This is a genomic window from Halomonas sp. 11-S5 (genome assembly GCF_029889825.1).
Lineage (GTDB): Bacteria > Pseudomonadota > Gammaproteobacteria > Pseudomonadales > Halomonadaceae > Halomonas.
Map to the genome: position 1 here is coordinate 233,273 of NZ_JARANW010000001.1, position 15,225 is coordinate 248,497.

Sequence of the window (15,225 nt, forward strand, 5' to 3'; positions counted from 1 at the left end):
ACAACATGCAAGAGACCGCCGAACGCCTGCTGATCATCGATGACGACGAGATGTTCTGCCACGTGCTCGACCGCGCCCTGAGCCGCCGCGGCTTCGAGGTGCTGGTGGCCCATGACGCAGCCCAGGCCCTCTCCCTGGCACGCCGCCACCAGCCCCAGCTGGCCACCCTGGACCTCAAGCTGGAACACGAGTCGGGGCTGAAGCTGCTGCCGGAACTGCTGGAGATCGTGCCCGAGTGCCGGGCGGTGGTGCTGACCGGCTACTCGAGCATCGCCACCGCGGTGGAGGCGATCAAGCTGGGCGCGGTGAACTACCTCTGCAAGCCGGCGGATGCCGACGAGGTGCTGGCGGCCCTGTCGCGGGCGGCGGGCGACCCGGAAACCGAGGTGGCCGACAATCCGCCGTCGGTCAACCGCATCACCTGGGAGCACATCCAGAAGGTGCTGCAGGAGCACGACGGCAACATCTCCGCCACCGCACGCGCCCTGGGGATGCACCGACGCACCCTGCAGCGCAAGCTTCAGAAGCGGCCGGTGAGACGATAAGCTGGAAGCTGGAAGCTGGAAGCTGGAAGCTGGAAGCTGGAAGCTGGAAGCTGGATATCAGCATGTCGCTTCCAGCATCCTGGTCACGCTTTTTTCTTCAAGCTTCCAGCCGCGAAGCGGCGCTCTTCCAGCTTAACGCTCCCGGCGAAGCCGGGTCATTGCGCCGTCCAACCCAGGTCGATGTTCCAGCTGGCGCCGGTGACGGCACCGGCGAGGTCGGAGGTCAGGTAGCCGACCAGCTCGGCCACCTCGGCGGGCTCGATGAGGCGCTTGATGGCCGCATTCTTGAGCATGATCTGCTCGATCACCTCCTGCTCCTCCATGCCGTGCATCCTCGCCTGGTCGGCGATCTGGTTGTCGACCAGCGGGGTCTTGACGTAGGCGGGACAGATGGCATTGGCGGTGATGCCCTGGCTGCCGCCCTCCAGCGCCGCGGTCTTGGTCAGGCCAATCATGCCGTGCTTGGCGCTGATGTAGGCCGACTTGCCCGGCGAGGCCACCTGGGCATGGACCGAGGCGATATTGACGATGCGCCCCCAGCCGTTCTCGCGCATGGAGGGCCAGGCGGCCTGGGTGAGCAGGAAAGGAGCGGTGAGCATCAGGTCGATGATCTGGCGCCACTTGTCCTCCGGGAACTCCTCGATGGGCGAGACATGTTGAATGCCAGCGTTGTTGACCAGGATGTCGACACGTCCGAAGCGCTTGACCGCCTCGGCCACCGCCGCCTTGCAGGCCTCGCCGTCGGTGAGGTCGGCCTGGAAGAAGGTGGCACCCGCCTGCTCGGCGACCTCCTTGCCTGCCGGGTTGAAATCCACGGCCAGCACCTGGTGGCCCTGCTCGCAGAAATGGCGAACCACGGCCTCGCCGATGCCGCTGCTGGTACCGGTGACCAGGGCGATGCGGGGAATGGAAGCGTTGGCGGTCATGCATGACTCCTCTGTCCTGTGAACCGGGCCGGGGCGCCGGGCAGGCCCCTCTCGGGCCCGGTGTGGCATTGTCGATCTCCGCCACCAGCATAAGGCGGATGACGCAGCGCGTCATCCGCTCAGGAGTTCGGCGCGGGCGGGGTCATGACCCGCTCCATCAACTGCTGGGCGAGACGGCTGCCCTCCTGCAGGGAGCCGAGGTCGGAAAGGTCGTCGAGCAGCTCGCAGCGCCACCACCGGTCCGCCTCGCCCAGGGATTCGAGCACGAAGGGGTAGCACCCGTAGGGCAGGACCAGTTCCAGGTGCCCCGTCACCGGCGGAGCGGCTGGTTCGTCGAGGACCAGGGCCAGCGAAAGCGAAACGGGCGTGACCAGGGCCCCGAGCAGGCCGCGGCGACCATCCTCGAGCGAATGGGGCTGGAAGCACAGGGCATCCACGCCCAGCCGCGGGTTGAAGCGGGGCTCGTGCTTGGCGGCCTTCAGGTGGCAGCGGTTCCAGGCCTCGGCCAGCTGGCGCAGCCGGGCATACTGGTCGGCAGTCAGTGCCTGCATGGTGTCCTCCAGGGCGGCGGGGGCGCCAGTATAGCCACCGCACTATTGTCCTCCCACCCGGCATTCGGCAGGGCAATGGCAAGCTGCTAGCATGGGGGGCCGACTTTACCTGCCGAGGAGCCGCCATGAGCCCCGCCCAGCGACTCGAGATCGCCGTCGACATCGCCCACGAGGCCGGCCGGATGATCGTCGAGGCCCGTGAGCGCCAGGTCTTCGGCCATCGCTACAAGCATGGCCACGAGCTGGTCACCGATACCGACGTCGAGGTGGACACGCGTATCGGCGAGCGTCTCGAGCAGCACTTCGCCGAGGAGGCGCGCCTCAGCGAGGAACTGGCCCCGGATCGCGAGGTACTGGCCAGCCCCCGGGCGCTATGGGTGGTGGATCCCATCGACGGCACGGTCAACTTCGCCCATGGTCTGCGCCATGTGGCGGTGTCCATCGCCTGGGCCAGCGAGGGCCGCACCCGCCTGGGCGTGGTACATGCCCCCTTCCTGGGCGAGACCTTCACCGCGCTTGACGGTCAGGGGGCCTGGTGCAACGGCCAGGCGATCCATGCCAGCCGCACCACTGATCTGGCCCACGCCCTGGTGGGCACCGGCTTCCCCTACCGCCGCGACAGCCGGCCGCCGCTGATGCGTCGCCTCACCGCCGTGCTGGCCCACTGCCAGGACGTGCGTCGCAACGGCTCGGCGGCCCTGGACCTGTGCGACGTGGCCTGCGGCCGACTGGATGCCTACTACGAGAGCGTCTCCCCCTGGGATTGCGCCGCCGGCTGGCTGATCGCCCGGGAGGCGGGTGCCCGCACCGGCCACCTCTATCCCGGGCCGGCGGGAATCCCCGAGGACCTCTACAGCGAGAACCTGCTGGTGACCAGTCCCGGCCTCCATGCCGCACTCGGCGACCTGCTGCGCCAGGCCGACGCCGGGGAGGTCGACCTCTGAAGGGCGTGCGATAGGGGGCGTGTGATAGGGGGGCGTGCGATAGAGGGGCGCCATCGGCGCACAAGGGAGCGACTATTGGCGAATCGTCGCCTATTCCGTCACACTTCGGGCCGTTCTTCCCCGGATCCCTCTTCACGCACCCTGCCGTGCAAGGAGTCGCTGCATGTTCGTCGTCATCTTCGGTCGCCCCGCCTGTCCCTTCTGCGACCATGCCAAGGCCCTCGCCGCCCGGCTCGAGAGTGCCGGCGCCATCGCGGGTCACCGCTATGTCGATATGCATGCCGAAGGCATCACCAAGGCCGACTTGGAGAAGACCATCGGCAAGCCGGTGCATACCGTGCCGCAGATCTTCGTCGACCAGAGCCATGTCGGCGGCTTCACCGAGTTCGATCGCTACGTGCGTGACCAGGCTCTGCTGAGCGTCTCCGGCTGAGCCGCCAGGCCATCGACAATGCCATCTCCTTGAGCGCTGCCCGCCGGAAGGGGCTCGACTCCCCTGTGGCCGGCCAGGCCCAGTTGCTGGTGCGCCGTCAGAGCGAGGGCACCCTCGCCAGCCTCGACCCACGTTGATCCTGCCATGACGAACGTCTTTCCCGCGTTGAATGCCGCTCGGGACCCGCTGCCTATACTGGCGGCGTGCAGGCGCGTACAGGGCATCACGACAAAGGGACAAGGCACGATGCAACGGGAAGAGTTCGTCCAGCAGTTGTGGCTGGACTATATCCACCAGCATCCGGACGTGGGCGGACTGCGGCTCTGGCCCATGGAGGCGCCGGCGGAATACCTGGCGATCCTGACGCTGAACCATGGGCCCTGGGCCATGGAGGCCCTCCTGCCGACCCTGGTGCGCTACGGCTATCGTCCGCATCAGCGCTACGCCATGGCCGATCGCGGCCTGCTTGCCACCCTGTTCACCGCACCGGACGACGGCGCCTGGGTACTGCTCGCCGAGCTCCAGCTCGGCACCCTGTCGCGCCAGCCCCGCGAACGTCTCCAGCAGCTGGTCGGCAACGCCGATCCCCGCGAGGCCCGCGGCCAGGCGCTGCTCTGCCATGGCCGCCCCTGGCCGATGCCCGACTGGGGCACCTACCAGGCCCTGCACCTGGCCCATCCGCTGGCCGGCTGGCTCTCGGTGATGGGGCCACGGCTGCATCACGCCGGCTTCGACTGCCAGCGCCTGGGTCACGACATCGTCGAGCTCGACGGCCAACTGCGCCAGGCCGGCCTCACCGGCAGCAGTGACCGCCACCACGGCCTCTTCCCCATTTCGCCACTGCTCGACTACCGCTTCTATGCCACCAGCTCGCGGCGCCTGGCCTTCGCCGAGGGCGACGAGCATCGCGTCGGCCTCGGCGGGCTCGCCCTCGTCCAGAAGCAGGTCAGCGCCAACCAGGAGCGTGCCGCCGAGCTGCTGCTGCCCCACCACACCCGCTGCGAGCTCTCCTGATCCCGGTCATCCACAGAATCTGTGGATAACGCTGTGCATCATCCCCGTGGAAGTGCTCCCGGGCGGGATGCCTGGGGGCCTGGCGCGGAATGGTCAGTTTTTCGACAGCCCTTCGCGGATCCCCCGAACGAGCGCGGCCCGGACCAGGGTCCGGGCCGCAGGCCTTGCCATCACCGGGGAGATCAGGCCTCGAAGGTCATCTCCGGGACGTGGTCGGGCACCACCAGCTTGCCGGCGGTCAGCGACTCGATCTCCTCCACGGAGACGCCCGGGGCGCGCTCCTTGAGGTGGAAGGCGCCGTCCTTGATCTCCAGGTAGGCCAGGTCGGTGAGCACCCGGTTGATGCAGCCGGCGCCGGTCAGCGGCAGGTTGCAGGACTCGAGCAGCTTGGACTCGCCATGCTTGGAGGCATGGGTCATGGTGCAGATGATGTTCTCGGCACCGGCCACCAGGTCCATGGCGCCGCCCATGCCCTTGATCAGCTTGCCGGGGATCATCCAGGAGGCGATGTTGCCGTTCTGGTCGACCTCGAAGGCGCCCAGCACGGTCAGGTCCACGTGGCCGCCGCGGATCATCGCGAAGGATTCGGCCGACGAGAAGATCGCCGCCCCCGGGCGCGCCGTGACGGTCTGCTTGCCGGCGTTGATCATGTCCGGGTCGATCTCCTCCTCGGTGGGGAAGCGCCCCATGCCCAGCAGGCCGTTCTCGGACTGCAGCATCACGTCAATGCCGTCGGGGATATAGTTGGCCACCAGCGTCGGGATGCCGATACCCAGGTTGACGTAGAAGCCGTCCTCGAGTTCGCGCGCCACGCGCATTGCCATCTGTTCGCGAGTCAGTGCCATCTTGTTGCCTCATGTGTTCGGTGGAGAAGCGGTCGTGGGGAAGCGTCGGAGGGGGTCAGCCCTCGCGCACGGTGCGCTTCTCGATGCGCTTCTCGAAGGAGCCCTGGATGATGCGGTCGACATAGATGCCCGGGGTGTGGATCTGGTCGGGCTTGAGCTCGCCGGGCTCGACGATCTCCTCGACCTCGACCACGGTGATCTTGCCCGCGGTGGCCGCCATGGGGTTGAAGTTCTGGGCGGTGTCGCGATAGACGACGTTGCCGTAGCGGTCGGCCTTCCAGCCCTTGACGATGGCGAAGTCACCCACCACCGACTCCTCGAGGATATAGTGGCGGCCGTTGAACTCGCGTACCTCCTTGCCCTCGCCGATCGGCGTGCCGTAGCCGGTGGCAGTATAGAAGGCCGGGATACCAGCGCCGCCAGCGCGCATCTTCTCCGCCAGGGTGCCCTGGGGCGTGAGCACCACCTCGATCTCGTCGTTGAGCATCTGCTTCTCGAAGAGCGCATTCTCGCCGACGTAGGAGGCATGGATGCGGCTGATCTGCTTGTCCTCCAGCAGCACGCCCAGGCCGAAGCCGTCGACCCCGCAGTTGTTGGACCATACCGTCAGGCCCTTGACGCCGCGACGCTTGATCTCGGCGATCAGGTTCTCGGGAATGCCGCAGAGACCGAAACCGCCGGCGATCACGGTCATGCCGCTCTCGATGCCGTCCATTGCCTCTTCGTAGGAGTACACACGCTTGTCGAATCCGGCCATAGTGGCGCCTCGCGTTGTTGTGGAATGAAAAGTCCAAGGGTGAATGGGCAGAATGTCAGCCTAGTGTTGTCCCTGCCAATATATTTGTTAAGTTTGTTTTATTTATTGATTGATTTGTTTTGCTGATAAATTTGACCTTGGTAGCATGCCATGACCGTCAAGCAACTGCGCGCCTTCCTCGCCGTGGCCCGGACCCTGAGCTTCACCCAGGCCTGCGAACACCTGCACCTCTCCCAACCGGCCCTGAGCCTGGCGATCAAGGGGCTCGAGGAGAGCCTGGGCGGCCGCCTGCTGATTCGCAGTACCCGCAGCGTCCGGCTGACCCCGGAGGGCGAGTCGCTGGTGCCCCTGGCCAAGCGCCTGATCGCCGAATGGGACAACACCGAGGAGCTGCTGCGCCAGCGCTTCACCCTGCAGCTCGGCCGTCTGGCGGTGGCCACCATGCCGTCGTTTGCCAGCAACCTGCTGCCCCCGGCCCTGCGCGTCTTCCGCCAGCGCCATCCGCGGGTCAACGTCACGGTCCATGATGTGATCAACGAGCAGGTGATCGAGATGGTGCGCGCTCGCCAGGTGGAGCTGGGGCTGGTGTTCGAGCCGGAGGCCACCGGAAGCCTCACCTTCACGCCCCTGTTCCGCGACCGCTTCGTTGCCGTGGTGCCGGGCGAATCGCGCCTGGCCGAGCGTCCGCGCCTCGGCTGGCCGACGCTGATGACCCGCGACTTCATCGCCCTGCAGCGCCCCTCGATGGTGCGCCGGCTGCTGGAACAGCAGCTGGAGAGCCGCGGCCTCACCCTGCCCGCCGCCTTCGAGTGCCACCAGCTGGCCACCGTGGGGCGCATGGTCGCCAGTGGCCTGGGCGTCAGCGCCGTGCCCTCGCTGTGCATCGACCAGATGCAGGAGCTCGGGGCGGTGTGCCTGCCGCTGGAGGATCCGGTCATCGAGCGCGACGTCGGGGTGCTGACCTGGAACAGCCACGAGCTCTCGGTGGCCGCCCTGGCGCTGCAGCAGGTGCTGGCCGAGACCATTCGCACGCCTTATCTCGCAGCAGGACATTGACCCAACAGCTGGGCAGCCCGCAGCCGATCCATTAGCATGGTCAACTCATGAATCCGGCCGAGGAGACAGGCATGCCGACCCTCAGGGGGCTCGTCAGCATCCTGCTGCTGACTCTCACCACCCTCGCCTGGGGGGTCCCGCTGATCCTGCTCACCCTGGTCAAGCTGGTAACCCCGGGGCGGCGGCTGCGCCGGCGCGTCCTGATGGCCCTCAACGCCGTGGCGCTGAACTGGGTGGGCAGCAACCTCTGGTGGATGCGCCGCTGGCTGCGCCCGCCGCTGGAGCTCCGCCTGCCCGACGGGCTCTCCCGCGACCAGTGGTGGCTGGTGCTCTCGAACCATCGCAGCTGGACCGACATCTTCCTGCTGTTCTTCGCCCTGCACCGGCGCATTCCCATGCCCCACTTCTTCGTCAAGCGCCAGCTGATCTGGATCCCCATCGTCGGCCTGGCCTTCTGGGCCATGGAGTTCCCCATGCTGCGCCGCCTGACCCGCGAGCAGCGCGAGCGCAACCCGCAACTGGCGCGCCGCGACCGCGAGGCCACCGAACGCATGTGCCGCCACGCCCGGGAGCGCCCCATCGCCATCTACAACTTCGTCGAGGGCACCCGTTTCACCCCCGCCAAGCAGGCCGCCCAGGACGCCCCCTACCGCCATCTGCTGAGGCCGCGCGCCGGCGGCATCGCCCAGGTGGTGAGCCTGCTCGGCGAGCGCCTCGGCGGCATCCTGGATGTCACCCTGCACTACGAGAATCCCGATCCCAGCTTCTGGGGCTTCCTCTGCGGCCGCGAGGGACGGGTGCGGCTGGAGGCCCGGTGCCTGGAAGTCCCGGCCTGGATGCTCGAAGGTGGCTATTACGACGACACAGACTACAAGGAACGCTTCCAGTCATGGCTCAACGCCCTGTGGCAGGACAAGGATCGCCGTCTCGACTCACCGCGCTGACCCTGCTGCTGGTTTGCCTGGTGCTGTTGCTGGTCGGCTGCGCCGGGCGCGGGGGCGAAGGCCGCCCGGGCGAGGAGATCGCCGGCGAGTGGATCACCATCCAGCGCGGCGACACCCTGGGCGAGATCGCCCGCCGCGCCGAGGTGCCCCTGGTACGCCTGGAGCGCTTCAACCCCGGCGTCGATGCCCGGCGCCTGGCCGTGGGCCAGCGCCTGCTGGTCCCCGGTCGCGATGAGCGGGCCCCCTCCGGTGGCCCCTACCGCTACCGGGTGCGCCCAGGGGACACCTACAGCGCCATCGCCCGGCGCTTCGGCGGCCGCGCCGACCGTATCCAGGCGGCGAACCCTGACATTGCGCCCACCAGCCTGAGGGTCGGGCAGCTGATCCAGGTGCCATTGGGAGGTCGGCAGGCGGCATCCGCGGGCACGACCGCAGGCAGCACCGGCAGCACCGGCAGCAAGGCGTCCGGCAAGCGCCAGGCCGCTCGACCGGCGAGCAAGCGCCTGCCGGACCCGGGGGACCTGCCCGCCGCCGCGCGTCGCTGGCCCTGGCCGCTGGAGGAGTACCAGATCGAGCGTGCCTTCGGCACCGACAAGCGCGGCACCCTGCAGCCCATGCTGCTGGCCACTCGCCGTGGAAGCCGGGCCCATGCCGTGGCCGACGGCGAGGTGCGCTTCGCCGACAGCATGCGACAGCTCGGCCAGGTGGTGATCGTTCACCATGCCGACAACCTGCAGAGCGTTTATGCCCTCTGCGAGCGGCCACTGGTGGCCAGTGGCGACGCGGTCACCCGCGGGACCCCGGTGTGCGAGGTCGGCCAGCAGGATGGCAGCCCGCGGCTGCTCTTCGACATGCGCCATGGTGGCAAGCCCATCGACCCGGCCCGGGTGCTGCGCTGACGGAGGCGACGCTGCCCGGCACCGGACGGCCGGTCTGCCGTCATGCCTTCTTCATCGCCGTGACGCGCGGCTGTCATGGCCAGCCGGCATCCTATACGGTGTCAGCCCCCTCCGGGCCTGCCACCGCACGAGGAGCCCCATGCGCATCTGCCTGGTCAGTGAAACCTGGTCCCCCGACATCAACGGCGTCGCCCATACCCTGGGCCAACTCAGCATGGAACTGCGCCGGCGTGGCGTGGCCCTTCAGCTGGTCCGGCCCCGGCCGGCAAACGGGTCCGCGCCGCGGGCCGAGGGGATGGAGGCCGAGCTCCGGGTGCGCGGGCTGGGCCTGCCCGGCTATCGCCAGGTGCGCATCGGCCTGCCGGCCACGGCGGCCATCCAGCGCCTGTGGCGACAACAGCGCCCGACGGCCGTCTACCTGGCCACCCAGGGACCGCTGGGCTGGTCGGCGCTACGCGCCGCCGAGCGGCTGGGTATTCCGGTGGTCAGCGGCTGGCATACCAACTTCGACCACTACTGCCGCGACTACGGGCTGCCCTGGCTGGCGCCGCTGGTGCTGCGTCGTCTGCGCCGCTTCCACAACCGCACGGCGGCCACGCTGGTGCCGACCCGTGCCCAGGCCGAGGGGCTTTCCGGCCGCGGCCTCGTCAACGTGCGGGTCATGGCGCGCGGCATCGACGGCGAGCGTTTCTCGCCGACCCATCGTGACCCGGCCCTGCGCGAAGCCTGGGGCAGCGACGCCCATCGACCAGTGGCGCTGCACGTGGGGCGCCTGGCCGCGGAGAAGAACCTCGACCTGCTGCGTGACACCTTCACGGCGATGCTCGCCGCCCGCCCGGAGATCAGCCTGGTGGTCGTCGGCGATGGGCCGGGGCGCGCCGGGCTGGAACGTGCCCTCCCCCAGGCCCACTTCACCGGCTTCATCGACCGCGATAGCCTTCAGCGCCACTTCGCCAGTGCCGACCTCTTCGTCTTCCCCTCGATCTCCGAGACCTGGGGCAACGTGGTCCTCGAGGCCATGGCCAGCGGCCTGGCGGTGGTGGCCTTTCGCCATGCCGCGGGCGCCGAGCTGATCGAGGACGACGTCAATGGCATCAGCCTGCCGGTGGGCGACGAGGCCGGCTTCCGGGAGGCCGCCGCCACCCTCTGTCAGCAGCCGGCCCGCTATGCCCGCCTGGGGCGGGCGGCCAGGAAGCGCGCCCTGGCGTACCGCTGGCCGGCGATTGCCGACACCTTCCTCTCCACCCTCACCCAGCCGATGGAGATCGATGATGAAGCCGCAGCGCCCTGCCGTGTTTGAACGTCTCGACCTCATCGAGTGGCAGCTCTGCCGGCGCCTGGCCGGCTTCAGCGTCCACCCGCCCTGGCTGGCCCTGCTGCGGCTGGCCAGCAAGCTGGGAGACTGGCCGCTGTGGGTCGCGCTGATCCTCGCCCAGCCGCTGCTCCATCCCGCCGGCAGCGGCCAGCGGGTGGCCCAGTACACCGTCACGGCCCTGGTGGCCATCGGCCTCTATCGGCTCCTCAAGACCCGCCTGTGTCGCGAGCGCCCCTTCATCACCTTCCGCGGCATCATCCGCTGCAACGAGCCCGCCCGGGACCGCTACAGCTTTCCCAGCGGCCATACCATGCATGCGGTGCTGTTCTGCACCCTGACCGCCGCCCATGCCCCCTGGCTGCTGCCCGGGCTGGTCCCGATCGCGCTGCTGATCGGCGTGTCGCGGGTGGGCCTGGGACTGCACTACATCAGCGATGTGGCGGCCGGCGCCCTGCTCGGGCTGGGCTTTGCCCTGGCCAGCCTCTATCTGGCCGGCTGACCCTGCATCTGGCCGGCTGACCCTGCATCTGGCCGGCTGACAGGGTGTCACTGGCCGCCACCTGGTCGGGATGGCATCCTGACGCCATGCTCCCGACACCCGCCCTGCCGGGCGAGCGCCTGCTCGACTCGCCTGCCCTGACCCTGTTCCCCGGCCTGCTCGGCGAGTCCGCCGCGACCCGGCTGCTGACGCAGCTCGACCAGGCGCTGGCGTGGCAGCGACCGACCCTGCGCCTCTACGGGCGTGAGCACCCGATCCCGCGCCGTCAGCTGTGGATGGGCAACCCCGACGCCCGCTATCGCTACTCGGGCCGGGACTTCCTGCCCGAGCCCTGGCATCCCGCGGTCTCGACCCTCCATGCGGCCGTGATCCGTCGCCTGGCCGGTGCCGGCTTCTCGGCACGCTTCAACAGCGTGCTGCTCAATCGCTATGCCGGCGGCGAGGAGCGCATGGGCTGGCATAGCGACGACGAGCCCGAGCTTGGCCCGGCGCCGTTGATCGCCGCGGTGAGCCTGGGAGCCGAGCGGCCGCTGCGCTTCCGCTGGAAGGACCGTTCCCATCAGGCCTTCAATGTCTGGCTGCCCCATGACAGCCTGCTGCTGATGGGAGTCGGCGTGCAGGATAGGCTGCAGCATGCCCTGCTGCCACGCCGGCTGCCCGGGCTGCGCATCAGCCTGACCTTCCGCCTGGTGAACCCGACGGCGTCGCCTCCTGCCTGACACGCTGCTGCCCTTCTTGCCCTTCTTGCCCTTCTTGCCTTATATGCCGAAACGGCCACCCCGGATCGGGACGGACGCTGATGCACACTCGGTAAGATAACGGTATAAATTGGCGATTACGCATCACCCCCGATGGTAGCCGGGAGTGACGAAGGGCATCCTGGTCACCGTCATCGGCAGGCGCTTGCCGCGCACCTCGGCATACACCGTGGTGCCGACCTCGCTGGCTTCGATGGCCACGTAGCCCATCGCCACCGGCTGGCCGACGCTGGGACCGAAGCCGCCGGAGGTCACGTGGCCCAGCCGGGTGTCCTCGGCATCGTAGAGCTCGGCCCCCTCGCGCACCGGGGCGCGGCCCTCGCCGAGCAGGCCCACCCGCTTGCGGCGATGGTCCTTCTCCGCCACCTGGTGCAGGATCAGGTCGGCCCCGGGGAAGCCGCCGGCACGCTCGCCGCCACGACGGCGCGGCTTGCCGATGGCCCAGATCAGCCCCGCTTCCACCGGCGTCGTTCCGGTATCGATATCGTGGCCATAGAGGCACAGGCCCGCCTCGAGGCGCAGCGAGTCACGGGCCCCCAGCCCGATCGCCTCGACCTCCTCTTCCGCCAGCAGCAGACGCGCCAGGGCCTCGGTCTCCTCGGCGGCCACCGAGATCTCGAAACCGTCCTCGCCAGTGTAACCGCTGCGGCTGGCCCAGACCTCGATGCCGCCGATGGTGAAGTAACCATGCTGCATGAAGACCATCTCGCAGGCCTCGGGGCACAGGCGCTGCATCACTGAGGCCACTGCCGGCCCCTGCAGCGCCAGCAGGCCCCGGTCGACCACCTCCACCTCGTGGTCGGGCAGGCCGCGGCGCAGGTGGGCGATATCCTGTTCCCGACAGGCGGCGTTGACCACCAGGTAGAGGTGGTCGCCGGCATTGACCACCATCAGGTCGTCCAGGATGCCACCCTCCTCGGCGGTGAACAGTGCATAGCGCTGCATGCCCTCGGCCAGCCCGACGATGTCCGCCGGCACCAGGCTCTCCAGCGCCTCGGCGGGCCGTGGGCCGCGCAGCAGGATCTGCCCCATGTGGGAGACATCGAAGAGCCCGCAAGCACGGCGGGTATGCTCGTGCTCGCGCTTGACCCCCAGCGGGTACTGCACCGGCATGTCGTAGCCGGCGAAGGGCACCATCTTGCCCCCCAGCTCGACGTGCAGGGCGTGCAGGGGGGTGTGCTTGAGTTCACTCATGTCATCATCACTCATGGCTTGGGGGCCAACGCAAGAGAGGTGCCCCTCTGGGCACCTCTCCCGCGTGACGCACCCTCAGGATTTGTCGTGGTCCAGCTCTTCGCCCGGCAGGATCTCCTTGCCGTCGAAGTAGTCACGGGCCAGCTTGAAGACCACCGGCGACAGCAGCGCCAGGGCGATCAGGTTGGGGATGGCCATCATGGCGTTGAAGGTGTCGGCCATCAGCCAGATGAAGCCCAGCTGGGCCATGGCACCCAGCGGGATCGCCAGCACGAACAGCACCCGGTAGAGCATGATCGAGCGGGTGCCGAACAGGAACTGGAAGCACTTCTCGCCGTAGAAGGACCAGCCCAGGATGGTGGTGAAGGCGAATACCGCCAGCGCCAGCGACACGATCTGGTTGCCCATGCCCGGCAGGGCAGCATCGAAGGAGAGCGCGGTCAGCGACGCCCCGGCCTCCCCCGTCTCCCAGACCCCCGCGGTCAGGATGACCAGCGCGGTGATGGAGCAGACGATGATGGTGTCGATGAAGGTGCCCAGCATGGCGATCAGGCCCTGGCGGACCGGGTTCTTGGTCTGGGCCGCGGCGTGGGCGATGGGCGCACTACCCAGGCCCGCCTCGTTAGAGAAGATGCCGCGCGCCACACCGAAGCGGATCGCCGCCATCACCGCCGCGCCGGCGAAGCCGCCCACGGCCGCATGGGGGTTGAAGGCATAGGTGAAGATCATGCCGAAGGCCCCGCCGATCTGGTCGGCGTTGATGATCAGCACGACCAGGCCGGCCAGCACGTAGAGGATCCCCATGACCGGCACCAGCTTGCCCGCCACCTTGGCGATACGCTTGATGCCGCCGAGGATCACCATGCCGGCGAACACCATGATCACCACCCCGGTGATCCAGTGCGGCAGGCCGAAGGTGCTATCCAGGGCGTCCGCCACGGAGTTCGACTGCACGGTGTTGCCGATGCCGAAGGCCGCCACGGCGCCGAAGAAGGCGAAGGCGCCGCCCAGCCACAACCACTTCTTGCCCAGGCCGTTCTTGATGTAGAACATCGGGCCGCCGACATGGTAACCGGTGCTGTCGGTTTCGCGGTAGCGCACCGCCAGCACCGCCTCGGCGAACTTCGTGGCCATGCCCACCAGGGCCGTGATCCACATCCAGAACACCGCCCCCGGGCCACCCAGGGCGATGGCGGTGGCCACGCCGGCGATGTTGCCGGTGCCGATGGTGGCGGACAACGCCGTCATCAGGGCATTGAAGGGCGAGATCTCGCCGTCCTCATGCTTCTCGGGCTTCTTGCCCGGCGCGGGTTTCTTGTCACGCCCCTGCCACATCAGCTTGAAGCCGGTACCGAGCTTGCGGATCGGCATCAGCTTCAGGCCGAGCTGCAGGTAGAGGCCCACCCCCAGCAGCAGGATGAGCATCAATGGCCCCCATACCACGCCATTGATGGCACCGAAGATACTGTTCAAAGTTTCCACGAGAGTCTCCCTTATTCACGCTTGTTGTTGTGACCCGCCATCCACTACGAAGCTTTCCTCTTAGGGAAAAGACGAAATGGCATGGGCGGACCAGGCTTCGACGAAAGATCGACAGGACGAACGCCTTCACGATAGCGGATCCTGCCACTGATGCACCAGCCCGATGAACCGGGGGGAGACACCTCGGCGGCACCGCTCACCATGACGCCGCCTGTTTCCGATCGGAAACGCGGCAAGCCTACTGTCGGTGGCGCCGGGGAGCAAGGGGATGGCAGTTAGCGCCACCGGACGCCCGGGCGCGGCCCGGATCCCGCCCGCCATGCGCCGTGCGGCCCGGCGGCATCCCAGTGCCCACCCCGGCAGCAGGCCTCACGCCGGGCCCGGCACTGGACGAACCGGCTCCGGCGGACCACCCTGTAAACGGGTCGAGGAGCGCAAGGCATCGAACCGACCCACCGGGAGGACTCGCCAAATGCCGACAATGGCGTTAGCATTCGCGGATCCGAAAACCTTTTTCGTATAGGAAATCACGATGAGCTCTATCCCCGCCAACCTGCGCTATGCCAAAAGCCATGAATGGGTCCTCGATAATGGCGACGGCACCGTGACCATCGGCATCACCGACCATGCCCAGGAGGCGCTGGGCGACGTGGTCTTCGTCGAGCTTCCCGAGGTGGGCCGCACCCTGGCCGTGGGCGACGAGTTCGGCGTCATCGAGTCGGTCAAGGCCGCCTCCGACCTCTACGCGCCGGTGGCCGGCGAGATCCTCGCGGTCAACGAGGCCCTCGAGGACGCGCCCGAGACCGTCAACGAGTCGCCCTATGAGGATGGCTGGATCATGAAGGTGCGCCTCGAGGACGCCAGCGTCCTCGACGACCTGCTCGATGCCGACGCCTACCAGGCCGTCGCCGCCGACGAGGAGTGATCCTCACCCCTGGCGCCCCCGTCGGGACCGGCCAGATCGTGCCGGCTGCTGACGCAACGAGGCGCCACTCCCGGCCTCGTCCCTGACGGGGCCGGCCCCTTTCGACGATCCCCGGGGCGAGGCCCCGTCACGCACACA

General features: G+C 68.3%; 17 protein-coding genes. 11 read left to right on the forward strand and 6 right to left on the reverse strand.

Going from position 1 to position 15,225, the window contains the following annotated elements; translation table 11 throughout:
* Window positions 1–5 precede the first annotated feature (5 nt).
* Window positions 6–545: a response regulator transcription factor gene (locus OP497_RS01090; RefSeq protein ID WP_280545924.1), complete on the forward strand. Its 540-nt coding sequence runs from the start codon at window positions 6–8 to the stop codon at window positions 543–545.
* Window positions 546–700: 155 nt separating this feature from the next.
* Here the strand turns inward: OP497_RS01090 and OP497_RS01095 are convergent, their stop codons facing one another.
* Window positions 701–1,471 (reverse strand): 3-hydroxybutyrate dehydrogenase, encoded by a 771-nt coding sequence (locus tag OP497_RS01095; RefSeq protein ID WP_280545925.1) that lies wholly within the window; start codon window positions 1,469–1,471, stop codon window positions 701–703.
* 119 nt (window positions 1,472–1,590) lie between these two features.
* On the reverse strand, window positions 1,591–2,022 hold the full coding sequence (hybE, locus tag OP497_RS01100) for a [NiFe]-hydrogenase assembly chaperone HybE (RefSeq protein ID WP_280545926.1): 432 nt from the start codon (window positions 2,020–2,022) through the stop codon (window positions 1,591–1,593).
* Between the two features lie 125 nt (window positions 2,023–2,147).
* Between hybE and OP497_RS01105 the strand changes: the two genes are divergently transcribed.
* The 3 genes from OP497_RS01105 to OP497_RS01115 all read left to right on the forward strand — a co-directional run bounded on the left by OP497_RS01105 (window position 2,148) and on the right by OP497_RS01115 (window position 4,413).
* Window positions 2,148–2,966: an inositol monophosphatase family protein gene (locus tag OP497_RS01105; RefSeq protein WP_280545927.1), complete on the forward strand. Its 819-nt coding sequence runs from the start codon at window positions 2,148–2,150 to the stop codon at window positions 2,964–2,966.
* A gap of 163 nt (window positions 2,967–3,129) precedes the next feature.
* Complete coding sequence (locus tag OP497_RS01110) at window positions 3,130–3,399, forward strand: GrxA family glutaredoxin (RefSeq protein WP_280545929.1); 270 nt, start codon at window positions 3,130–3,132, stop codon at window positions 3,397–3,399.
* 246 nt (window positions 3,400–3,645) lie between these two features.
* Window positions 3,646–4,413, forward strand: coding sequence for a DUF1338 domain-containing protein (locus OP497_RS01115; RefSeq protein ID WP_280545930.1), 768 nt, complete (start codon window positions 3,646–3,648; stop codon window positions 4,411–4,413).
* Window positions 4,414–4,595: 182 nt separating this feature from the next.
* On the opposite strand, the gene OP497_RS01120 is transcribed toward OP497_RS01115, so the two are convergent.
* Both OP497_RS01120 and OP497_RS01125 read right to left on the reverse strand, forming a co-directional pair.
* Entirely contained in the window at window positions 4,596–5,258 is a 663-nt protein-coding gene (locus OP497_RS01120) for a CoA transferase subunit B (protein WP_280545931.1), read from the reverse strand.
* 55 nt (window positions 5,259–5,313) lie between these two features.
* Window positions 5,314–6,015, reverse strand: a complete 702-nt coding sequence (locus OP497_RS01125; RefSeq protein ID WP_280545932.1) for a CoA transferase subunit A — start codon at window positions 6,013–6,015, stop codon at window positions 5,314–5,316.
* Window positions 6,016–6,165: 150 nt separating this feature from the next.
* Here OP497_RS01125 and OP497_RS01130 point away from each other — a divergent pair, with 150 nt between their 5' ends.
* The 6 genes from OP497_RS01130 to OP497_RS01155 all read left to right on the forward strand — a co-directional run bounded on the left by OP497_RS01130 (window position 6,166) and on the right by OP497_RS01155 (window position 11,447).
* Window positions 6,166–7,071 carry a LysR family transcriptional regulator gene (locus OP497_RS01130; protein WP_280545933.1) on the forward strand — a complete coding sequence of 302 codons (906 nt, stop codon included), beginning with the start codon at window positions 6,166–6,168 and terminating at the stop codon, window positions 7,069–7,071.
* Window positions 7,072–7,142: 71 nt separating this feature from the next.
* On the forward strand, window positions 7,143–8,015 hold the full coding sequence (locus OP497_RS01135) for an acyltransferase (RefSeq protein WP_280545935.1): 873 nt from the start codon (window positions 7,143–7,145) through the stop codon (window positions 8,013–8,015).
* Entirely contained in the window at window positions 7,961–8,914 is a 954-nt protein-coding gene (locus OP497_RS01140; RefSeq protein ID WP_280545936.1) for a LysM peptidoglycan-binding domain-containing protein, read from the forward strand. Before OP497_RS01135 ends, OP497_RS01140 begins: the two co-directional genes overlap by 55 nt.
* Before the next feature lie 139 nt (window positions 8,915–9,053).
* Complete coding sequence (locus tag OP497_RS01145) at window positions 9,054–10,214, forward strand: glycosyltransferase family 1 protein (protein WP_280545937.1); 1,161 nt, start codon at window positions 9,054–9,056, stop codon at window positions 10,212–10,214.
* Window positions 10,186–10,728: a phosphatase PAP2 family protein gene (locus tag OP497_RS01150; protein WP_280545939.1), complete on the forward strand. Its 543-nt coding sequence runs from the start codon at window positions 10,186–10,188 to the stop codon at window positions 10,726–10,728. Before OP497_RS01145 ends, OP497_RS01150 begins: the two co-directional genes overlap by 29 nt.
* Window positions 10,729–10,814: 86 nt before the next feature.
* Window positions 10,815–11,447, forward strand: a complete 633-nt coding sequence (locus tag OP497_RS01155; protein ID WP_280545941.1) for an alpha-ketoglutarate-dependent dioxygenase AlkB — start codon at window positions 10,815–10,817, stop codon at window positions 11,445–11,447.
* A 123-nt stretch (window positions 11,448–11,570) separates the two neighbouring features.
* On the opposite strand, the gene gcvT is transcribed toward OP497_RS01155, so the two are convergent.
* Window positions 11,571–12,680, reverse strand: a complete 1,110-nt coding sequence (gene gcvT, locus OP497_RS01160; protein ID WP_280545942.1) for a glycine cleavage system aminomethyltransferase GcvT — start codon at window positions 12,678–12,680, stop codon at window positions 11,571–11,573.
* Between the two features lie 75 nt (window positions 12,681–12,755).
* The gene (locus tag OP497_RS01165) at window positions 12,756–14,162 is read right to left on the reverse strand and encodes a sodium:alanine symporter family protein (RefSeq protein WP_280545943.1); all 1,407 of its coding nucleotides are present in this window, start codon (window positions 14,160–14,162) and stop codon (window positions 12,756–12,758) included.
* 532 nt (window positions 14,163–14,694) lie between these two features.
* Here OP497_RS01165 and gcvH point away from each other — a divergent pair.
* Complete coding sequence (gene gcvH, locus OP497_RS01170) at window positions 14,695–15,087, forward strand: glycine cleavage system protein GcvH (RefSeq protein WP_280545944.1); 393 nt, start codon at window positions 14,695–14,697, stop codon at window positions 15,085–15,087.
* The last annotated feature ends 138 nt before the right edge of the window (window positions 15,088–15,225 follow it).